Source organism: uncultured Pontibacter sp., from assembly GCF_947492645.1.
Lineage (GTDB): Bacteria > Bacteroidota > Bacteroidia > Cytophagales > Hymenobacteraceae > Pontibacter.
Genome location: NZ_CANLMZ010000006.1, coordinates 151751 through 173916, shown reverse-complemented (window position 1 = coordinate 173916; position 22166 = coordinate 151751). Strand labels below are relative to the sequence as shown.

The 22166-nt window shown below is 47.3% G+C and carries 18 protein-coding genes; 8 read left to right on the top strand and 10 right to left on the bottom strand.

From position 1 onward, the window contains the following. Nucleotides 1-3: 3 nt before the first annotated feature. Together Q1A23_RS07240 and Q1A23_RS07235 are read right to left on the bottom strand one after the other, a co-directional pair. Complete coding sequence (locus tag Q1A23_RS07240) at nucleotides 4-1089, bottom strand: toxic anion resistance protein (RefSeq protein WP_299821510.1); 1086 nt, start codon at nucleotides 1087-1089, stop codon at nucleotides 4-6. Then, nucleotides 1089-1535: a hypothetical protein gene (locus Q1A23_RS07235; RefSeq protein WP_299821508.1), complete on the bottom strand. Its 447-nt coding sequence runs from the start codon at nucleotides 1533-1535 to the stop codon at nucleotides 1089-1091. The genes Q1A23_RS07240 and Q1A23_RS07235 overlap by 1 nt, the downstream gene beginning before the upstream one ends. A gap of 418 nt (nucleotides 1536-1953) precedes the next feature. Here Q1A23_RS07235 and Q1A23_RS07230 point away from each other — a divergent pair, with 418 nt between their 5' ends. Then, on the top strand, nucleotides 1954-2508 hold the full coding sequence (locus Q1A23_RS07230; RefSeq protein WP_299821507.1) for a 3'-5' exonuclease: 555 nt from the start codon (nucleotides 1954-1956) through the stop codon (nucleotides 2506-2508). Nucleotides 2509-2648: 140 nt separating this feature from the next. Here the strand turns inward: Q1A23_RS07230 and Q1A23_RS07225 are convergent, their stop codons facing one another. Further along, nucleotides 2649-3833, bottom strand: a complete 1185-nt coding sequence (locus Q1A23_RS07225; RefSeq protein ID WP_299821505.1) for a serine hydrolase domain-containing protein — start codon at nucleotides 3831-3833, stop codon at nucleotides 2649-2651. 329 nt (nucleotides 3834-4162) lie between these two features. Further along, nucleotides 4163-4732, bottom strand: coding sequence for a transposase (locus Q1A23_RS07220; protein ID WP_299821503.1), 570 nt, complete (start codon nucleotides 4730-4732; stop codon nucleotides 4163-4165). A 198-nt stretch (nucleotides 4733-4930) separates the two neighbouring features. Here Q1A23_RS07220 and Q1A23_RS07215 point away from each other — a divergent pair, with 198 nt between their 5' ends. The 6 genes from Q1A23_RS07215 (at nucleotide 4931) to Q1A23_RS07190 (ending at nucleotide 9136) form a co-directional block, all read left to right on the top strand. After that, nucleotides 4931-5824: a phosphorothioated DNA-binding restriction endonuclease gene (locus Q1A23_RS07215; protein WP_299821501.1), complete on the top strand. Its 894-nt coding sequence runs from the start codon at nucleotides 4931-4933 to the stop codon at nucleotides 5822-5824. A gap of 90 nt (nucleotides 5825-5914) precedes the next feature. After that, on the top strand, nucleotides 5915-6313 hold the full coding sequence (locus tag Q1A23_RS07210) for an NUDIX domain-containing protein (RefSeq protein WP_299821499.1): 399 nt from the start codon (nucleotides 5915-5917) through the stop codon (nucleotides 6311-6313). A gap of 21 nt (nucleotides 6314-6334) precedes the next feature. Further along, nucleotides 6335-6646, top strand: a complete 312-nt coding sequence (locus tag Q1A23_RS07205) for a hypothetical protein (protein WP_299821497.1) — start codon at nucleotides 6335-6337, stop codon at nucleotides 6644-6646. 445 nt (nucleotides 6647-7091) lie between these two features. Further along, the gene (locus Q1A23_RS07200) at nucleotides 7092-7514 is read left to right on the top strand and encodes a hypothetical protein (protein WP_299821495.1); all 423 of its coding nucleotides are present in this window, start codon (nucleotides 7092-7094) and stop codon (nucleotides 7512-7514) included. Between the two features lie 517 nt (nucleotides 7515-8031). Further along, nucleotides 8032-8568 (top strand): DUF4142 domain-containing protein, encoded by a 537-nt coding sequence (locus tag Q1A23_RS07195; RefSeq protein ID WP_299821493.1) that lies wholly within the window; start codon nucleotides 8032-8034, stop codon nucleotides 8566-8568. A gap of 256 nt (nucleotides 8569-8824) precedes the next feature. Then, complete coding sequence (locus Q1A23_RS07190) at nucleotides 8825-9136, top strand: hypothetical protein (RefSeq protein ID WP_299821492.1); 312 nt, start codon at nucleotides 8825-8827, stop codon at nucleotides 9134-9136. A 98-nt stretch (nucleotides 9137-9234) separates the two neighbouring features. Here Q1A23_RS07190 and Q1A23_RS07185 read toward each other — a convergent pair whose 3' ends face one another. Further along, a complete protein-coding gene (locus tag Q1A23_RS07185) occupies nucleotides 9235-11676 on the bottom strand; it encodes a TonB dependent receptor (protein ID WP_299821490.1) in 2442 nt (813 codons plus the stop codon). A 410-nt stretch (nucleotides 11677-12086) separates the two neighbouring features. After that, on the bottom strand, nucleotides 12087-15809 hold the full coding sequence (locus Q1A23_RS07180) for a T9SS type A sorting domain-containing protein (protein WP_299821488.1): 3723 nt from the start codon (nucleotides 15807-15809) through the stop codon (nucleotides 12087-12089). Between the two features lie 608 nt (nucleotides 15810-16417). Here Q1A23_RS07180 and Q1A23_RS07175 point away from each other — a divergent pair. Then, complete coding sequence (locus Q1A23_RS07175; protein ID WP_299821486.1) at nucleotides 16418-17704, top strand: citrate synthase; 1287 nt, start codon at nucleotides 16418-16420, stop codon at nucleotides 17702-17704. Nucleotides 17705-17828: 124 nt separating this feature from the next. On the opposite strand, the gene Q1A23_RS07170 is transcribed toward Q1A23_RS07175, so the two are convergent. The 4 genes from Q1A23_RS07170 to Q1A23_RS07155 all read right to left on the bottom strand — a co-directional run bounded on the left by Q1A23_RS07170 (nucleotide 17829) and on the right by Q1A23_RS07155 (nucleotide 22126). Continuing rightward, on the bottom strand, nucleotides 17829-19757 hold the full coding sequence (locus Q1A23_RS07170) for an OmpA family protein (protein WP_299821485.1): 1929 nt from the start codon (nucleotides 19755-19757) through the stop codon (nucleotides 17829-17831). A 6-nt stretch (nucleotides 19758-19763) separates the two neighbouring features. Further along, nucleotides 19764-20417 carry a 7-carboxy-7-deazaguanine synthase QueE gene (locus Q1A23_RS07165; protein WP_299821483.1) on the bottom strand — a complete coding sequence of 218 codons (654 nt, stop codon included), beginning with the start codon at nucleotides 20415-20417 and terminating at the stop codon, nucleotides 19764-19766. Between the two features lie 284 nt (nucleotides 20418-20701). Further along, a complete protein-coding gene (locus Q1A23_RS07160) occupies nucleotides 20702-21583 on the bottom strand; it encodes a tetrahydrofolate dehydrogenase/cyclohydrolase catalytic domain-containing protein (RefSeq protein ID WP_299821481.1) in 882 nt (293 codons plus the stop codon). Between the two features lie 48 nt (nucleotides 21584-21631). Beyond that, nucleotides 21632-22126, bottom strand: a complete 495-nt coding sequence (locus tag Q1A23_RS07155) for a CYTH domain-containing protein (RefSeq protein WP_299821479.1) — start codon at nucleotides 22124-22126, stop codon at nucleotides 21632-21634. Nucleotides 22127-22166: the final 40 nt, after the last annotated feature.

The following is a 22166-nucleotide window of genomic DNA, read 5'->3' as shown; positions in this document are numbered from 1 at the left end:
CTGTTACTCCACTTCTATTTGTTTTGATTTGCCAAAAGAGCCGATAATTTTACTGTTCAGCTCTTCCTGCACCGCTGCAAGCTCCTTAACGGCTTCTTCGCGCTTTTTGCTGCCCTCTTCTGAAATCTTGATCACCGCATCCAGCGTTTCCACCATATCGCGGTTTACCTTCTTAAGGGTTTCCACATCCACAATGCCGCGCTCGTTTTCTTCTGCTGCTATAACCACGTTCTTCTTCAGCAGCTCAGAGTTTTTGCGCAGCATTTCGTTTGTGGTGTCGGTTACTTTTTTCTGGATTTCAAGTGCCTTGCGTTGCTTCTCCAGCCCCAGGGCAATAGCCACCTGCTGCCGCCATACAGGTATAACGGTTACAATGGAGTTCTGTATTTTCTGCGCCAGCACATCGTTTGAGGTCTGTATCATGCGTATCTGCGGCATCGATTGTGTGGCAATCGTATGGGAAAGCATAAAATCGTGCACCTTCTTTTCGAGCCGCTCTTTAAATGCCACCATATCGCTGAGGCGCTGCACGGCCAGTTCGTCCTGGTTGCTGGCATCTACTTCGGCCTGCAGTTTGGGTATGGTCTCGTTTTCGATCTCCTCAATTTTCATTTTGCCGGCGGCAATTACTGCCCTGATCTCGTGTATATACTCCACAGCCTGATTAAACATCACTTCCAGGCTAGTGGTGTCTTTAAGCACACTCTGGCGGGTCTTCTCCAGCTTTATCACCACATCATCCACGTTCTCCGAAATAGAGTTATACTGGCTGGCAATGCGTTGCGCCCTGTCCTTAAACTTGTTCACAAAAGGCAAACGCGAAAACAGGCCTTTCTTCTCTTCCTCATCCACCTTGATCATGTTGATCTGGGTAAGGAGCTCGTTTATGGCTTCGCCGGCATCTCCGGAGTCTTTTACCTTAACTTTGGTAAGCAGTTCGTTGGAGTAGTAGCCAAGCTTGCGCTGCGTTTCCACGCCAAAGTTACTCAGGGTTTCAGGGTTACTCGGGTCGATGGTTTTAGAGATGGCCTGTGCTTTCTGCTCGATAAGCGCTTTGTTTTCGGCGATGGTGATTTCTTTGTCTGCCATTATGTTCTGGTTCCGGGTTGGTTTGACTGATATTTATCTAACGAATGAAGGTGCTTTTTAATATTCTCGTGCCGTTGGGTGGTTTCGTACCACTCTATCTCTTCCAGGGGCAGGTACTCGCCAAGCAGGTCCTGCACTTCGCGCAGCAGGGCCTCTCCTTTCTTGGTTCTGAACTCCGGGTTTTTATAGTACGCACTAAGATACTGCACCTTTACCTGGCCAGCTTCTGTAACTGCCAGCTCCTTCACTTCGGTTACCAGCTCCGAGGACTGGTTATGATCGGTAACAATGGTTTTATAAACACCTTTGTTTCCTTCTTCCAGGGCCGCTATACTTTTAGCCCTTACTTCTTTAAGGGCAGCCTGCAAACGGGTATTAGGCCGTATGTAGTGTCCAAAAATATAGCCCAGTATGGCTCCTATAACAAGTGTCCAAAAAATTAACATAGCGGATGGTTCTCGTACCTGAATTTAAATGCATTCTTCTATACGCGGATTAGGGCTTGCGAGATAGCTATTGTTTTACCGCATGCCTTCCACGTAAAACAAAATACACCATTACCAGTAGGCCACTAAAAAGCTGCTGGTGCTATGCCTGATGCAGTATTCGTTTAGCTAAGCCTAATATAGAGATTATTTTCTATACTTTAGTTGGATTATCCTTTTTAGAGACAGGCTTATTATACTTTCGAAACGCAGCCGGTGGCGCAGGCTGCACTCCCGGCTGCTCTTAGTATCGATTTCTGGCTTACATGATTCCTGTCGCGGCGCTGATGTGAGAAACAAGCCTGTAAAACCTGTAAAATGACCCTGCGCCAAGCCAATTTCCCGGGCTACAAGTGTGCATTAATTCTTACCTTTGGGCATGGATTTTATCTCTATTGATTTTGAGACTGCCACCCCGCAACGAGACAGCCCTTGTGAGATTGGCTTGACTGTAGTTCGGAATAAGAAGATTGTTGAGACGCGTTCCTGGCTTATCAAACCCTTATATTACCCGCACTTTAATCATTTTAATGTGGCGGTACACGGCATCAGGCCCGCCGATGTAAAAGACCAGCCGGATTTCCGGGAGCTGTGGCCGGTGCTGAAGCCATACCTGGAGGGCCAGTTCCTGATCGCCCACAATGCCAGCTTTGACATGAGCGTGCTGCGTAAAACCCTGGCCACCTACAGCATACCTTTGCCCGAAGCACGCTATTCCTGCAGCCTGAAGTTCTCCAAAAATATCTGGAAAGGCATGAGCAAGTATGACCTTAAAACGCTCTGTAACATGCACCAGATAGATTTTCTGCACCACAGGGCCGCTTCAGACGCACATGCCTGCGCCGCGCTTTCTTTAAAGGCCATCGCACTTACCGGCACTACATCAGAGGCAGACTTTGATGCTAAAATGGGAAGCAAGATCAGCCGCATCTGATAGTATAGCTGCAGGGCTGCAAATAGCTTAGCGCTGTTGTTTCATGCCAGCTGCCTCTTAAGCCTACTGCAACAGCGTGTAAAGGCGGGTGCTCAAGTATGAGGTAGTCTTTGGTTTGGGCCTGCATAAGTATAAAAGGCTTACTTTTTTTCCTGCTGATCATAGGGAATATAGTTTTCCCAGGCCCAGGGGGTGAAGGTGTCGGCAATGGCTGTTTCGAGGAGGTACTTAAAAATGCTTTCGGCGTTATCGGAGTTGCTCATAAGTATGATGCCTGTCCCCTGCTCCGGGAAAATAATGCTGTAGTGCTGGAAGCCATCGCCGTGGCCCTCTTTAAAAGCCCCTGTACCGTGTGGCGACTGCAGCAAACCCCACCCTAGTCCGTAGCTCAAGGCAATGGCATCGTTGGCGTTTGTTTCGCGCTGGCTCAGGGGGCCAAACTGCGCCGCAGACCTTATCCTGACCTGGGGCGAAAACATCTCTTTGGTTGTGGCTGGTTTTAAGAGCTTGTGCTGCAATACTGCCTGCATAAACAAAGTATAATCGTGGAGAGTGGTTTCGAGGGTGCTGGCCGACCTGGCTTCGTTGTCTTTGTCTTTGGGGTAAAGCGCTCCGTTTATCTTATGCCCCAGCGCATAATCTTTTTCAAAGCGTGGCTGCCAGGTATACGATGATGCCTTCATGCCTGCCGGCTTAAACACCTTTTCCTGCATCAGCTGCGCCAGCGGTTTGCCCGTCATTTTCTCGAGCACCACCTGCAGGTATACCAGCCCCTCGCCGGAGTAGCTATATTTTGTACCGGGTTTATACTTTACTCGCAGCTTCTGGTCCTCTTCAAAGAACCTCCAGTTAGGAAAGCCCGACGTATGGGCCAGGCACATTCGCGCTGTTACCTGGCTGTACAGACTGTCGGCTTCCAGGTCGGAGTAGTTGTCGTGCCATTTGGTCTGGGGCTTGTACTTATAAATGGGCTGCGGCAGGTAACTTTGCAGCGGCTTGTCCAGGTCCAGCGTGCTTTCTTCAACCAGTTTCATCACCAGCACCGCAAACACCGCCTTGCTCAGCGATGCGCCATACAGGTTGGTTGTAACTTTAAGTGGCTCTTTTGTTTGTAAGTTCTTGTAGCCAAAGGCTTTCTTGTAAACCGGCTTGTTATTAAACACCGCAACTGCCAGGCCTTGCACCTGCGCCTCCTGCATCAGCTGGTGTATCTTTTGGTCTAAGGCTGTGGCGGTTATTTGGCTGCCATCAAGTTTGGTAATGGTTTGGGCGTGGGTTTGGAAGAATAGGATGGTGAGGAGGAAGAAAATGGGGAGGTTTTTCATAGGAGCAAGAGGTTAAATAGCAAGATTACATGAACTTACCATTTATACTTTTGCAACGCAAAGTAAGACAAGTATTTATCAAGTATTTCATAGTTTCCATACTTATCCCGATGCATTTCTTTGAACTGTGATTGTCTGAAGCGTTACCAAAACCCAGTTTCATAAACAGACTTGCTGACCGGACTGGTATGCTGCGTGATATGAGCTGGTTTCGATTTTCAGTATAAAGTTTTCAGCATGCGATTCGGACAGGTCGGTGCAAGGTTCTGACAGGTCAGGGATCGATTCGGACGGATTGGTGCACGATTCGGACAGGTCGCGACCTGTCCCTACGAAAGGGATTCCTGATAAAAGACATCTTCTTGCCAGAGGGCGGGATTGTTTAGGATGTATTGCATAATGTGGCGGTATGCTCTTTCGTGGCGGATGATGTGGTCGTGAAAAGAACGCTGCCAGGCAAAATTATTCAGGCCAGCTTGCCGGATCAGCTTGGAAGTAGTGGTTTTGTATACCCCCATCAGCTCAGAAATTGATTTGATCTTCCTCGTAGGGACAGGTCGCGACCTGTCCGAATCGTTCCCGAAAAATCGTTCCTTAGCAGTCATTTGCGAATCTTTCCCGTATAAATCGGTGTCAAATCCCTGATCAATCTCTAGTATGGCGTGCACATGGTTCGGCATCACCACGAAAACGTGCAACACCACGTATGGGTACTGCTCCGCAAGCCAATGCCATTGTGTCTCTGCAATTTGCCCATACTTATTCAGCACCATTTCCCCGTCCGCCACATATCCGAACACGCAGGCCTTATCCTGCACACAGGAGGTAACAAAATACAGCCCTTCCCTGCTGTAATTATACCCCACCAACCTGTTCCGCTTCCGATCCGGTTTTACCATAAAAAAAGTGTACGATCATTCGCAGGGACAGGTCACGACCTGTCCGCGGATTGGCTGACCTATATCCCGTAAAGTATAAGCTTGTTAACCATACGTATTGTTCATTCTGCAGGCCTGTCAATTCTGATGCAAACAATGATTACCTTGCACACGATTCGGGCAGGTCGTGACCTGTCCCTACGAAAATGCATCAGTTAAATGACCAGAACCGAACTTCTCACCCAGTTCCAGAACATCAATACCTGGAAAAGCAAAGGCACCCGTGCACCGCACAAGCCCTTACTTATACTGATGGCTTTAGGTGAGATACAAAGAGGAAATACCGGCTTTATTCCTTACACTCACATTGAATCCAGGTTAAAGGACCTGCTGATTGACTTTGGCCCGTACAGGAAAAGCTACTATCCTAACTTTCCGTTTACAAAACTGGCGAATGATGGGCTCTGGCAACTAAATGAACCTGGGCTGATCCATACAAAACAGGATTATACTTCAAAGTTTCTTCGCGAACATCACTTAGCAGGTATGTTCCCGGAGCATATCACCCAACAGTTAAGCCATGATCCGGAGCTGGTAATAAGTATAGCAGAACTTATACTTGAGCAGAACTTCCCGGATACCTTGCACCAGGATATACTGGATGCAGTCGGTTTAGACATCACAATCAGTCCGACAACTAAAATTATAAAAACAACCCGAAAGCGCGACCCACTATTCCGGGAAAGTATACTGAAAGCCTATGAGTACCAATGCGCTGTTTGTGGGTTTAGCGTAAGGCTGCGCCACCAGCTACTGGCATTAGAGGCAGCACATATTATGTGGCACCAGGCTGGCGGACCGGATGTAGAAGTTAACGGTTTAGCCCTTTGCGCAACACACCACAAACTTTTTGACATGGGTGCGTTTACTATAAATTCAGAGCTTAAAATGCTTGTGTCCGATGAAATTAATGGCGTAGGTGCACAAGAGTGGCTGCTGCGGCACGATGGCAAATCAATAAAGCCACCTCAAAAGAAAGCTTTTTACCCCAACCCGGATTTTACGACCTGGCACGTGAACGAAGTTTTTAAAGGAGGCTACAGAGAAGGATAACCGGATGCTGTTGATGCCGGCTAATTGCAATTGAAAGAGAAAAGTGCGTTGTTGCAGCCTTGTAAGCTACCGTTGCTATACTTACCCCACATGAAAACCATTGACAAACTAGCCTGGATTGAGATTCGGGACGGCAAGATATTGAGCACCCGCAGCAAAGGCAGAACCAAATACTACCTGCCAGGCGGAAAGCGCGAAGCCGGCGAAACCGATTTCCAGGCGCTGCACCGGGAGATACAGGAGGAGCTAAGTATAAACCTGCTAGCGGAAAGTATAACGTTTACTGGCATTTTTGAGGCACAGGCCGATAGCCACCCGGAGGGAGTGCTGGTAAAAATAACCTGCTACGAAGGGGTTTATACCGGTACGCTTTGCCCCGCCAACGAAATAGAAGAAAAGGTTTGGCTGGGCTACAACGACAAGCACCTTACCTCGGCAGTCGACCATATTATTTTTGACTGGCTGAAAGAGCAGAACCGATTGCATTAAAGATTTTAAACTATACATCACATGTCAGCACAACCGCAGTACATACCCATTGCCAAAGATGCGTTCGGGCAATACCTGGACTCTAAAATAGACTTGCATACCCTGATACAGCGGTTACAGGAAATAGAACTGCAGGTGCTATCTGAGGAGGACGAAGACGAAGAAAGTGGCAAAAGCTTGTGGTTCAGGTTTTTTGACGGAGACACCCTGGCTACGACCATCAACGAGATTGAAAAAGACCTGGCCGACCCGGCACACCCAAACAGCCAGATACTGTTGCGTGGCATCGCCTACGGCTTGCAATCTGATGAACTGGAGGTGCATTATTCGTAGCAGGTAAGGCAGCAGTTGTATTATTTATACTTGCCGGAAACGCGTGCAGCTGGTCTCTCCCCTGTTCAACATGCATACAGCATCTTGCGTATCATACTTAAAAAAACGTACCTTTAGGTAAACTAAAACCTACCCATCATGGCAAAGTCTCAAGACGCAAAAAAAGATGTAAAGAAAAAGCCTGTTAAAACCGATAAGGAAAAGAAGGCTGCTAAACTGGAAAAGAAAAAGAACAGCTACGACTAAAACCGGGCTGTTGCCGGCATAATTGTCGCTTTGCCCGCCGCTATACCTCTGGCTTGCATTAAAGTATAGCGGCGGGCTGCTTTTGCTGTTAACGCGCAAAATACCTAAGCCCATTCGATACTTATTCAGTAGCTAAGCCCTTCGTTTTGCCTGGTTATGGTTATTGGGCAGCTGGCTACTACAATTCATCTATCCTGCTATGGCTGTAGACCCCGAGCAATTGCCCCTTTTCCAGAAAGGAAAAGAGATTTTTGAGATTACCGCTAAAATCGTGGAGCTGATTCCGGAGGAGGATGAAGTATTGGGGCATATTAAACATATGATGCTGGAAGACGCTGCCTTGCTTACGGTAAAAGTGGCAGGAGCTGAAGCCGGCGACCTTTACGATATCCGGATGGAGAACGCGGCAATGGCACGAAAGGCTGCCCGCGACCTGGGCACCCATTGCGCAACACTGGAAATGTTCCGCTTTCCGGATACGCAGTACCTGGTGCTGATACGGGAGGCGCTGCTGGTTTATAAAGTCTTGTTCAGGGATTGGGTGCAGGGCTTCGACCCCTGGAATTATATACTGGATGATTGGGGGCTGTTTAACCCTCCCGGCATACAGCCAGAGCAATAGCCAGGCATTATAAAGTATAAAATGGCAGCGCTTCCATCCCGGAGTACTGCCTTTTTTTGATTGCTCCTGCTCCTGAAGTGGCTTTGCAAACCTCATCACCAGCTTTATACTTCCTAAGCCCAACAGTATAAGTATAACTGCTAAGAAACCTCTTCGTTTTGCCTTAAGGCCACCGTGTTGAGGTTAAAATCACTCCAGGCCACCTACTACAAAAAGTATAACGCTGGCTTTTAAAAAAGTATGGCTTACACTCACTTTCACATCTTTTCAGCCACAGGCTTAAACCTGAAATTGCACTCTTTTTTTAGATCAATTACGGTATGCAAAACTCGCAATAGCTTAATATTCAAATAGTTGCATTACGTATAAACACTTAGATTATTTACGTATTTGCACCCGAACTGACACCAATTGAGGTCGTTTAAGAGGTTAGGTTTAGCAAACACCGTATAAGATGAAGTGGTGCTGGCCCTAAAATAATTAACCATTAAATCAAAAGCCTTTGAAAATGATAGCAATGAGAAGTTGGAGACTTTTAGTAATTTTAGTTTCTGTGGTAGCCGTTACAGCCTGCGATGACGACGATGATGATCCGATTGATATTGACCTCCTGACCGAGACGGAGTTTGTGCAGCGGGCTGCTGCAAGCGATGTATTCGAAATCGAAACCGGTTCTCTGGCAGAGAATCAGGCCGAAGCCCAGGAAGTAGCTGATTTTGGCGCCATGCTGGTAATGGACCACACCATGTCCAGCCAAAGGTTGATGGATATAGCACGCGATGAGAATATCAATGTGCCGATGCCTACTGCCGCCACACTACCAGAAGACAAACGAACCATATTAACCAGGCTGCAAAGCAAAAACGGTACAGCTTTTGACCAGGACTTTGCAGCGGTGCAAGTACAGGCGCACCGTGAGGCCATAGAGCTTTACGAAAGAGCCGTTGATGAACTTGACGACGATGACCTGAGAACTTTTGCTGAACAGACTTTGCCTACTCTTCGTCAGCACTTAGAACGTGCAGAAGATCTGCGAGACCAGGTGGGCGGATAACCCGTACATACCTGGTTTGACTTAAAAAAAGACCTGCTTTTATAGCAGGTCTTTTTACTTTTACAGCAGGTTGTTTTAGCCGAATTGTACGGTCCCGCCAGGCATATAGTAAGTGTGCACAACCCTCAGATTTTAAAAGAAACCCTTAACTAGTTTTTTTTAATTTATACTTGCAGCTAAAGTATAGGTATGTGAGGCAATGGGTAAGGCATGCCTCTGTCTTAAACTGTTTTTATATTGCCAAAGTATAAATACCATGGAAAACATGAACCTTGCTAATTGGGACGGAGAACGCTACAAGGAACTGAACACCTATTTCAGGATTATGATTGAGCAATTGCTGCGCACCAACAGCGACTTGCAGGCACACATGCAGCAAAACGCCAACCTGAAATTAGACGACCTCGTGGAGCACTTCTCGCCCGACGACCAGGAGCGCTGGCAGGAGTTTCTGGAGCTGGACCAGATGAAAATGCAGATAGACATGTGGGACCACCTGAACGGCAGAGGCACGCGGTTTAAACCCGGCGAAGGCTTTGTAAACCCCGATGACGATACCACCTGGTAAGTATAAACAAAGAGGCGCCTTGTAAAGCGCCTCTCTGTGTTATGTAGGCTTCCTCGTAACCAGAAGAAGCATGCTGTAGTAGATGTAACTAACGCAGGTTAATTCGCTCTGTTTCTTTCTTCTTCGGCACCTCCGGTACGGCGGCGCGAAGGCGTTACCTGCGAGCCGCCAAAGCGGTAACTAAAGCTAAGATTTGCCACCCGCGACTCACGGCGCTGATCAAAAGACTCGGCGTAATTTGCCAGCTTGTTTTCGCCGTGCACCTTATTTGAGAAGAAGATATCCGACACATTCAGTTTTATACTTGCCTTCTTGTCCCACAGCTGCTTCTGCACGCCACCCGAAAAGTAAAAGAGAGGGTCAACGGTCATAAAGCCATACACTTCGCTTGACCGGTATACACCTACCAGCTCTGCAGACCAGCCGTTTTTGATCGTAAAGGTATTATTAGAGTTCAGCGTAAAACTAGGTCTGCCGGCATCCAGGGTGGTGTTGGATAATTTGCCACGGTACAGGCCATAGTATAACGTACCGTTGTTCATGCTGCTAAACCAACTGCCTATCGATACAGGCACAGTCATTGTCATCCCGTAATAATCAAACGTAGACAGGTTTCTAAAAGTCTGCACAATGGTGTTCTCCTCCTCGCTCTCCCGCGATAGCACGTTAACCATCACATCTGTAGTATGGCTGTAGCTCAGCTTGGTGGTAATGCGCTTATCAAAGGTATGCGTCAACTCAAACGAATAGGCCAGTTCCGGATTCAGGTACGGGTTGCCGGCAGAGTTGGTGCTTTTATCCAGGTAGTTTTTAAACGGGTTCAGTTGTCCGTAGGAAGGGCGGTTTATACGGCGGCTTAGCGACAGGCCCACCTCATGCTTTTTGTTAAGGTTGTAGCCTACAAAAGCACTAGGGAAAAACTGGGTGTAATTGCGGTCAAAGGTACGGTCTGCCTCGTTCACCACCTCGGCAAGCTGCTCCCCTTTGGCAATGGTATTTTCCAGGCGCAGGCCAAGCTGCAGGCTAAACTTTTCCCATTTTTTAGAGCTGTTGAGGTAAGCTGCATTGATGTTTTCTTCATAGATAAAACGGTTGCTTCTGTCGGTTAAAAGCTCGTCCGCTCCGTCTGTGCGGTCATAAAATCTTTGGTCGTTGTCAGCCGTAACAATGCTGCTTTTAAGGCCTGCTTCCAGGGTGGCACCCAACGTTGGCAATGGCTGTGTGTAATCAACTTTGGCAGATTTTATCGTAAGGTTGCCATCCAGGTTGCTGTACAGCAGGTCCGAGGTTCGTAGCGGCTCGTTGCTCAGGTTAAGAAAACGCGTGGTAAAGTTCTGCTCATCCCCGTTTTGATAAGCAATGTAATCGATGTCGGCGGTCAGTTCGCGGCCAAGGCTATCCAGGGTGTGCTTTAGGTTTAGGTTGATGCTCTGGTTTTTGCGGGCGTGCTCTACTGCGGCATTTGTCAGAAACACACTTTCGGGGTTACGTTGCGCATCCAGCACCAGCGCACGGTTGCTGTTGCTGCGGTCCAGGTTAAAGAAGTTACCTGTAGTTACAAAGCCTACAACAGTTTTAGAGGATGCAAAATAATCCATTCCAAAACGGCCGGTAGTATTCCTACCCCTGAAGTCGAAATTATTTTGCTGGTCGTAAGCACCCTGGTATTCCTGGCCGGTAAAAAACTCACGGTAAATATCCAGTTCGCTGTAGCTTTTGCGGTTTGAGTAGTTCAGTCCTCCGAAAACATTAATTTTTTTAGCGCGATGGTTTAGCTGCAGGCTGGCATCGCCTTTGCCATAACGCCCCTGCCCATAGGTGGCAGAAAAGGTACCATTGGTACCCATACTTTTATCGCGCTTTAGCTGTATGTTAATGATACCCGCGTTACCGGCTGCATCATACTTAGAAGAGGGGTTTGTGATCAACTCGATCTTATCAAGCGCGTTTGCCGACAGCCCTCTGAGGTAGTTGGCCAGTTCTGTTCCTGTCATCGGCACCTGCTTGCCGTCTATCATCACCATAACACCCTGGCGCCCACGCATGCTGATGTTGTCATTCTGGTCTACTGCGATGCCAGGTGCTTTCTCCAGCACATCGAGGGCTGTATTGCCAGCTGCTACAATGCTGTTTTCCACGTTCATCACCGTTTTATCAAAATGTTGCTCAATCAAAGGCCTTTGCCCTTCAATTACTACCTCTTTCAGGTTGTTGGCAGCTTGTTTTAGTTGTATTGGGTCCAGGGCAATGGTTTCGGAAGTACCTGATACACTAAATTGCCGGGAACTGGCTTTGCCCTGCCCTACCATACTTGCCACCACTTTATAGGTTCCGGCGGCTATGCCCTCAAACAGAAAAGTACCTGCGTCTTCTGTCAGGGCCCCTTTTACGAGCGATGAATCTGCAGCATTCAGGAGCAGCACATTGGCATAGCCAACTGCCTTGTTCTCTCCGTCGGTTACTTTACCAGAAATGCTGCTTTGCTGCGCATGCAAGGTGGTAAAAGCTAAAAGGAAAAGGAGTAAAAATAGATTCTTCATAGTTTTAGGATATAGCTGGTGTTGTAATTGGTTCTTTGCTGCAGTAGTAGCATTTGCCCATACTTTCAGAAGCGCCTGTTTCAACATATATGCCAAATCATAAAATATTCTAAATCAGATTGTTAACAATATTAGAAGTTTTAAATGCGCTAATCCTTCGTCTGAAATCGGACAGTAGTACGTACGATTTCGTACACCGCCTACGGCTTAGCCAGGCAGGTAGCAAAACGCCTGCCGACTGGACCTTAAGCTTATGACTTAGGTAGAGCAGAATAATAGTGGATGTCCTGGTAAATTCGATTAAGTGCAACTAGCCAGCCAGCAGAACTGCCTATATGAGAGGCCCCAAAATAAAATAAAAAAGGTACAGGCCGTGTGGCCTGTACCTTTCCTAATAAATTAAGTGTCGGTTAACGCTGTAGCAGTAGCTTAACAGTCTGTACTTTATCCCCGGTTCTGAGCTTTACAAAGTATAAACCCTGGTCCAGGTCTCTGCCGTCTACCTCTACCTCAATTGCCTGTGCAGCCTGCGCTGTACCGCTTTTAAGTGTGCCCACTACGGTTCCCTGAGTGTTATACAGCACAGCTTCGTAGGCTCCTGCTGCCAGGCTCTTGAAGGCAACCGTTGTTCTGTCTACGAATGGGTTAGGATATGCTTTGGCCTGCTCTGTTTCTTCCTGGTCCCCTTCTGCCAACTCACCAGCGCTGCCGTTAATAATGATCTGCCCAAACCCGATGGAAGGAAGCGGTTGGTGCAGGTCTAGTTTAGCAGGGTTGGCAGCATAGCTGTCGAATACAAGTTTGCCATAGGCGTTCAGGTCCCATACTTGCAGGCGTAGGCCATCCCCCAGGTCAGTCGGGCCAGGGCCTCCGGCATCCATCATAGTAGCCACAAACTTATAGTTGCCAAGTCCCGAAATACTGGCTGTACCCTGTATAGCTGCCCTGTTACCGTCTATCACCAGCCAATCCAGGGTTCTGCTGGCCATATACTCTTTATCTCCTACCATCACACGTAAGCTGCCAACTGGCTCAGTAGCATATTGGTTCGGGTACTGTATTCTGAAGTTATAAGCCAGTTTTGTATTGCCGAACTGGGCTGGGGCCACAAACTCTCCTGAGCCGGTTACAAAGCCTGCCTCCGGATCGAAAATCACCATTTGCTGGGTGTAATCATCAGAGTTAGGATTCAGGCAACTCTCCTCAAAATCGAGCCCAATAGTATAAATGCCCGCTTTTTGGTACGTGTGCTCTCCGGTGATGCGCTGTGTGCCGAAGGCTGTATAGGAAATGGTTGGCTCGCTGCCATCTCCCCAGGCCCAACGCACGCCGGTATCCTCGTTAAGTATATAACTTCCAAAGTCGGCGGTGGTGCGTACCTGCCAGCCTACACGCTTGGCCATCGGTGGCAAGTATAGTTTTACATCTACAGGCTCGTTGCACGGCTCTTCTGGTTCGTCGGTGCTGCCATACTTTACGAGGAGTAAATCAGCAGTTTCGCTGCCAGGCATGCCTGAGGTACCGGCGGCATAAAGGTTGCCCCTGTCATCCATGGCCAAGTGCGTGCCCACTTCTGTCAGGTTTGCTTCGGCGCTATAACTATCCTGTTGCACACGTACACCCTGCGCATCATACACATACACAAAAAGGTCGGCGTAGGCGGTGCCGGTTGCAGCCACATAACCGTTGTCCATTGCCAGTACCCCCATTAAACCTTCCTCCATTTTAAACCATACCTGCTCTCCGTTGCTGTTGATTTTAGAAACAAACCTGGTGTTGATTCCGGCTCTTGGGTTGTATAAGGTGCCCACTACTGCCATACTTCCATCCATGCCCAGGGAGGCATCCAGCAATTCTATCTCACTTCCATCGCCTGCGCGGGCATTCCAGAGCACATTGCCTGCTGCATCTGCTTTTAATACAAATGCCGTAGGGTGGCTGATGCAACACGACTGTGTCGTACCTGCTATGTAAAGGTTTCCGTCGCTGTGGATGAAGAGTTCCTGCGGGTCGTAATGCGTGGCTGTTTCACTTTGCGGGTATACTTTGTCCCACAGGAAAGATCCTTCACTCCCATCATACTTTAGCAAGAACAGGTGGCGCAAACCTACTTCCATCGCATAGTTGCCTGTTACATACACCTCGCCTTGCTCGTTAAGTACCAGGCCTGCTGCGCGTGGGTTGCTAAAGTCAGCGTTGCCCTCATAGTTTGCTTGCCAGCTTTCTGTTCCGTCTGCATTCAGCTTGATTACTTTTACATACCCATCGTTGCCGGAATTAAAGACTGTACTGCCCACAAATACTTCGCCCTGCTCGTTTACAGCCAATCCGCCGCCACGCATGTTGTGGTGTACCTGCCCGTACTGGTACTTCCATAGCTGTTCGCCGGCGCTGTTATACTTTGTTACAAGCAGTATGTTGTTTGTATCGCTAATCGGCCATTCGGTGAGGACGTAAATGTTGTTTTGCTTATCCTGTACGGCATCCTTAAAGTTGATCGTAGAAGGACTTTCCCATACTTTCTGGCCTGCTGTGGAGAAGGCTGAGATTGCGTTGTTGCTGAGGAGCACAGGCTTTTGTCCCTCTCCTATCAGTAGCTTCTTCACTTCACCGGCTTCATCTTCCTCTGTCACGGCCCAGGCGCGGGTAAGGCTGCCTGCTGGCGGCGGAGGTGTTACGGTGCCACCTGTTGCATATTTTATAGCAAGCAGGCTGGTGGCATTGGTGTTTGATGCGTATGCATGGCCTGTTACGTATAAATCACCAGCGGCATCAAAGGCAATACCCCACCCTGATTCGGTTGCGTCTGCTGTTTGGTTATACCTGTCCATGTCAAGTTGTTCTCCATTAGCGGCATACAGGTACGTAACCAGATCAGGAACTTCGTGCGCGAGGCTGCCTCTTACAAAACCCGTAAAAGCAACCACGCCATCCTCACGCATCGCCAGGGAGTTTGAATAAATGTTGTCTCCGGCCGCATCTACGATAATATCTCCCCAAACCTTCTCCCCATCGGGGTTATACTTTGCCACATACGCCTCTGTATCTGAGCGGCCAAACTGTGCGGAGTAAAGCACGAGCAGGTTCTCCGCGTCATCTAACAGGGCATCGCTGAAATAGGAAGCATAAGACGGCGTTTCATCAAACTTACTCCAGACGTGGTTGCCTTCGCTATCAAGCTTTACCAGCAAAGGCCTTAAGTTAACAGTGGCGATTGCGGCTCTTGTGCCTGCTATGTACATGTTGCCACTTTCACCTATAAATAGTTTATCGGCGGTATAAGTGTTTACAAACATTATCTCTCCGCCCTCAGGCAGGTTTACCCATACTTGTTGCCCATCCGCCTGACTATACTTGGTTACAAATAAGGTGCGTCCCCTTTCAGTTGAGATTATATTTCCGGCAACCACAACATCTCCGGCAGCATCAAGGGCTATCGACTGCACCTGCGGATCCGAGACATCCTCTGGTCCTGTAAATGTTTTTTCCCAGGCAATGTTTCCTGCAGCATCAAACTTAGCAGTTAGTACCTGGCTACCTCCCGGCACCTGCGATGTGCCGGTAACGTATACTTCCCCGGCATCAGAAACTGCCATACTTTCGGGCAGGTCTCTTATGCCATCGCCGCCGTTCACGTGCTGCGCCCACATAAAAGATCCGTCAGAGCTATACTTTAAGGCAAGCAAATCCGGGTTGTCTTCTTCAAAAGCTACCGAACCGAGAATGTAAATATTGCCTTGCCGGTCCAGCGACATCTGGTTTGGAGACTCGCCCATGCTTCCTGCTACCCCTGCATATTCCTGCTGCCACACAACATCGCCTGTGGCGTTAAGTTTAGTTATAACAATACGAGTTGTACTATTGCCGTCTCTGCTAAAGCCAACTACCACAGGCATTTGATCAGGGCCGATGGCGGTGGCAACGGTAGCGGCATAGCTACTAGCGCCGGTACTTATCTGCTTGGCCCACTCGCGTTCCAGCTCAGGCTCCTGGTTTGACTGTGCCTGAAGATCAGGTGCAAAAAGAAACGCAAACAATAAGCAGTATATCCACCTTTTGCCTGCGTTGACCGGGTTAAGAAAATTTTTAATGAGCAGATACCTACTCATTACATCAGGTACTTGTTGTTTCATAGCAATTGGTATTAAGGTAAAAAATGGCGGCGGGTGATTGTGGAAGTGTAGGTGGTGTTAGGGCTATGGCTTTAAGTATAAGCATTGGATGCACGGCTTATCTACAGCAGGCTGTTAACTCTACTATCATACTTTCTTATACTATTTTGGTTTCAGATTAAACTGGAAAAAGAAGTGACAACAGCAAATAGCTTCATTTCAAGATTGTACTATACTTATACACATAATTCCAATTACTGAATCAGCTTTAGTTAAACAGCAGCCTGCAAGTATAAAAATTCTCAGTACAGATACTGAACGCACTACAGCTATTGTTGTGGCAGCTATAGCTTTGACTGTTACTCATGTAACTCCCGATCATCTTACTGTGCAAAAAAGCGGTAACTGCAACCGGGCCAATACAGGAACAAAGCCGCTGAAAATCTTTTTTAACACAAGGAATAAACTTTTTAGCTAGTTACCGTTTATTATGTAGGTTAAGCGAGGCTAATAAGATTAAAACATCGTTAAATCGAAATATTGTACCTACAACGAATTTCTTTTTAGAACATTTTTCTATAATTTCGCTTCCTAAGACATACAACAACAGACATAAACGAAAAATACACATGTCAGAAATTGCTGAAATAATTTTAGACGGTAAATCTTACAAGTTGCCAGTTGTAGAAGGTACTGAGAATGAGAAAGCTATTGATATCAATTCTCTTCGCTCAGAGTCCGGCTACATCACTTTGGATTCTGGTTATAAAAACACAGGTGCCACTACCAGCGCGATCACTTTCCTTGATGGTGAGCAGGGTATTCTTAGCTACAGGGGCTATCCTATCGAGCAACTGGCTGAAAAATCAAACTTCATTGAAGTTGCCTACCTTCTGATTTACGGCTCGCTGCCAACTGCTCAGGAGCTTGAAGACTTCAGCAATAAAATAAAAATGCACACCCTCGTAAACGAGGACATGCGCAAAATTCTAGATGGTTTCCCATCGGCAGCTCACCCAATGGGTATTCTGTCTGCTTTAATTAGCTCTTTAACCGCTTTCTACCCTGAGTCGCTTAACCCGAACCAGTCTAAAGAAGAAGTTGATCTGTCTATTATTCGTTTGATGGCTAAGTTGCCAACTATTGCAGCCTGGTCGTACAAAAACTCTGTTGGCCACCCGGTTAACTACCCAAAAAACAAGTTAGACTATTGCTCTAACTTCCTGCACATGATGTTTGCATACCCAACCGAGGATTATGAAATTAACCCGGTAATTGTGGATGCGTTAAACAAACTGCTTATACTGCACGCTGACCATGAGCAAAACTGCTCTACGTCTACTGTGCGTTTGGTTGGTTCTGCAAATGCAAGCTTATACTCTTCTGTTTCTGCTGGTATCAGCGCACTTTGGGGCCCGCTTCACGGTGGTGCTAACCAGGCTGTTATCGAGATGCTGGAGCAAATCAAAGCTGACGGTGGCGACTCTAAGAAATTTATCGCTAAAGCAAAAGACAAGGATGATCCTTTCCGCTTGATGGGCTTCGGCCACAGAGTTTACAAAAACTTTGACCCTCGCGCCAAGATCATCAAGAAAGCAGCTGACGAAGTATTAACTGCCCTTGGCATCAACGACCCTATTCTGACTATTGCACAGGAACTGGAAGAGGCTGCCCTGAACGATCCATACTTTGTAGAGCGTAAACTATACCCTAACGTAGACTTCTACTCAGGTATCATTTACCGTGCTTTAGGTATCCCGACTGATATGTTTACTGTGATGTTTGCTCTTGGTCGTCTGCCAGGCTGGATCGCACAATGGAAAGAAATGCGTGAGAACAAGGAGCCAATTGGCCGTCCGCGTCAGGTATATGTTGGCGAGACAGAGCGTAACTACGTTCCGATTGAGCAACGCTAGTATAGCATAAACTAAAACAGAAAAGGCTGATCTTCGGATCAGCCTTTTCTGTTTTTATACTTTGAACATATTTGTAAAGAAAAAAGGAAGTCCCCGTAACAGCAGTCCGCTTATACTTTTGATCCTACAGCACCCGCATTTCGATGCGGCGGTTGCGCTGGCGATTTTCTTCGGAGGTATTTGGTTTAACGGGTTTGGTTTCGCCATATCCTTTGTAGCGGATGCGCTCTTTGCCGATGCCGTTGCTGGTAATATAGTCCACTACTGATTTCGCTCTCTTCTCTGACAGCACCTGGTTATCCTTATCGGCTCCTACATCATCTGTATGGCCTTCTATTTCAATCTTCATGGTGCTGTTAAGCTGCATAAACTTTATCAGCTTACTTAGCTCCGTCTCAGACTTTTTCTCCAAAGCATACTTTCCTGTATCAAAAAAGAGATTATTCAGCACCATCGCAGCACCTGCTTTAATCGGCTCCAGGTAAACATCCAGGGCAACGGGTGTCAGGCTTTTAGATGATGTATAATCAAAGCTTACGCTGTTCATCAAGTAATTTGGCGCAGCAACATACAGGGCATACTGCCTGCCCTCGGTTAATACAACCGTATATTCCCCGGATACCTTATCAGACCCCACCTGTTGCAACAGCGAATCCTGCTTCACATCGTAGAGCTGCACCTGAGCGGCTAATGGCTTTTTTGTTGTAGCATCAAACACCCGGCCTTGGGCATAGGTGCTGTTCTCCAGGCTTTTCCATGCTGCTGGCACTTTAAACCGGAACAGTTGCACCGTTGGCGCACCCGCATCTGTTGTTACCTGCCTGGAGTAGTAGCCAACTTGGTTATCAGGGGTAATAAACAAAGAGCCTTCATCAGCGTGCGTGTTTAGCGGGTACCCTAAGTTTTGTGGCTCACTCCACTTTTTCTGTGGGCTTAAGCTGGTTTTGAACACATCCAGGCCGCCCATGCCCAAATGGCCATCGCTTACAAAATATAACGTAGAGCCACTCATGTGCACGGAAGGTGCCATGTCACGGCCTTGTGTGTTGATGGTATTGCCCAGGTTTACCGGTTTAATCCAGGTGCCGTCTTCACTTTGGTACGTTACCCAGATATCTTCTTTGCCAATGCCGCCGCCACGGGTTGAAGTAAAGTATAACGTGCGGCCATCGGCAGATAAACTTGGCTGCGAGTCCCAGGCTTTGGAGTTGACAGCTGTACCCATGTTTTTAGGTTTGCTCCACTCGTTGCCTGTTCTGAAGGAGATGTATAAATCACAATCGCCTATACCGTCGGGGCGGCTGCAGGAAGTAAAAACCAATGTTTTGCCATCGCCGGATATAGTGGCTGCCCCCTCGTTTGCGTTTGTATTGATATTTGATGAAATGGAGACAGGTGTTTGCCACTCGCCATTGCTTCGTTCGCTTATATAGATGTTCTCGTCGTGGTCGGGTTTTGTGCTGGCGCGCGCCGTATAAATAAAGTAGCGTTGGTCTGCGGTAGTGTAAGGAAAATACTGTAGCCCAAATTTATTTACTGCACCAGACATTTGCTCTGCCTCGAATGGCACAGGGTTTTTCATCGCCTCTATTGCATAGTCGGCAGTTTTTACCTGCTCACGTGCCCAGGCCACGAGCTTTGCGCTTTTAGGCTTCGACTTCAGAAAAGACTCAAAGTTCTGCTTCGCTGCTTCGTAGTTGCCTTGCTCAAAGTATAAATCCGCTAAATCGAAATAGAAATTGGCATAGGCTGGATTAAAAGGTGCCAACCCAAGCCCTTTTTGCAGGTTATTGAAGCTTGCAGCTTTGTTGCCCATTAACTTGTGCAGGTTGGCGGCCCTGATATAAGCTTCCACAAAACCTGGATCTCTTTCGGTAGCCTCTGCCAATGATTGCAAAGCCCTTTCAAAGTTACGGGACCTGGCGTACTCATCTGCTTTTAAGTATAATTTCTCTGCTTTAGAGTTAGCGGTACTTAACTTTTGATGCTGTGCCTGCGCAGAGGTGGCTAACAGGGAAAGTATAAAAAAAGAGATCAGCAGTACTTTATGCATACAGTATTAAGGAATATCCATGTATTTGTGCGTTTGCAAACTAACGCGCCACTTCGGGTTATTTTTGACGTATTCTACTATAAGTGGCGTAATTTCGTTTACCTTTCCCCACTCCGGTTGCAAATAAAGCTTGCAATTTTCGCCCACGCGAGCCGCATGTTCCTCTGCCCACTTAAAGTCACTCTTGTTAAAGATAATCACTTTTAGCTCATCTGCAAAAGGATACACCGATGCATCAGGTGCCTTAAACTTCTTGGGCGACAAACAAACCCAATCCCATACACCGCTGATCGGATAAGCGCCAGAGGTTTCAATGCACGTTTTTATACCTTGCTGCTGCAGCTGAGAGGTTAGAGGCAATAAGTTATAAAGAAGCGGTTCGCCTCCTGTTATCACCACACTTTTACCCGGGTAAGCAGCGGCTGTCTCTACTATTTCGTATACAGGGGTTAGCGGGTGCAATTCCGCATCCCAGCTCTCTTTCACATCGCACCAATGGCAGCCTACATCACAGCCTCCCAGCCTGATAAAGTAGGCTGCTGTGCCTGTATTGCCACCCTCTCCCTGTATAGTATAGAAAGCCTCCATCAAAGGCAACTCGCTGCCATCTTTAGGCACCGTATAGATAGACGCTTTTTTAAATGCTTTTATTTCTTCCAATGCTCAATTGCTATGGCCAATCGTTGAACCAGCCTTCCGTCTCGTAATTTTAATTTACCTGCTGATTTATACTTGTAAATCAACCAGAACTTACAAAGTTAGTTAAAATTGCAACAAGGTACGCACGGTGTTCTGTTCCAGTAAACAGATTTGAGTTGTATGCTGAAGCCTTAAATACACATACATGTATAAAAAAGGCCCGGTAGCGTCAGGTTTAGACCGATACTTAACGGTTTAAACCTGACGCCACCGGGCCTATGCATTAGGAGCCTTAGCAGCCTGAACTATCCGTATACTTCTTTTTTTGCGGCTCTTAAGGTATTCTGCATCAACATAGCAATTGTTAAGGGGCCTACTCCACCCGGTACAGGTGTTATAAAGCTGCACTTAGGGGCAACTGCATCAAAGTCAACATCGCCACGCAACCTATATCCCGATTTACGGCTGGCATCCTGCACGCGTGTTGTGCCCACATCAATAACTACTGCACCGTCTTTTACCATATCTGCGGTAACTAGGCCCGGTATACCTACCGCTGAAATAATGATGTCAGCTTGGCGGGTGTGGTAAGCCAGGTTGTTGGTGTTACGGTGGCACAGCGTAACGGTGGCGTTGCCTGGGTAAGCGGCTTTGGACATCAATATACTCATCGGTGAGCCTACAATATTGCTACGGCCTATCACCACGCAATGCTTGCCGCTCGTTTGTATATCGTAGCGCTGCAGCAATTGCAAAATACCTGCAGGTGTGGCAGGTAAATAAGCGTTTAAGCCCGCTACCATGCGGCCCACATTTGTCGGGTGGAATCCGTCTACGTCCTTTCTCGGATCGATTGACTCGATTACTTTTTCTGCATTAATGTGCTTGGGCAGGGGAAGCTGTACTATAAACCCATCAACGTTGTCATCTTCGTTCAGCTCTTGTATCTTTTGCAAAAGCTCCTGTTCCGTCACCGTATCTTCATAGCGAATAAGCGACGAGCCAAACCCGATGCGATCGCAGGCAAGCACTTTATTGTTCACGTAAGTTACCGATCCACCATCGTTGCCTACCAGTACAGCTGCCAGGTGCGGCACTTTGCCACCGTTAGCTTTAATGGCTTGTACCTCGTGCGCTATTTCTTGTAGTATGGCTTCAGATGTTTTTTTACCGTCGAGCAGGGTCATAGTTTGTGTATGGTTATGTATTTCGAATTATGGTTGATTCTTATTAAATTATATGTAGCCTTCCGGCACCAGGTCTTCCTCCTGAATCTGTAGCTGCTCCTTATAATAGTCGCATTGCTGCCGCAGCACTTCCTCTCCTACAGATCCATCAAGGTCAATCGCCTCTATCTCCAGGAAATTGCCTTGGCCCTCTACCTGGTCGATGTGGAACTTCACATTGTCTATAAAAAAAATCTTGCGAACTTTCCTTACCTCAGCTATTACTTTCTTACCGCCGCAAACCGCTGTTATAGTTGCTGCAGTTGGGTTCTTCAAGTATAAGTATACTTCTGTTTTCTTAGCGTCATCTAGTTGTACCCTGTTATACTGCATCAGTACATGCTCAACGTTTCCCTTGCGGTACTTCAGTTTACCCAGGTCTGTTTCGTAATGGGTATCCGTCTGTACATCCTGCCCCTGGTAAGTGGCATTCAGCCCCAAAAGTATACTTTCAGCCTCTGCGGGGTTGTCGCAATGCGCTTTAATAGTGATGTCGGCGTACAAGGCTTTGGTAAGTTTATAATTAGACTTCTTGCTAAAAAAT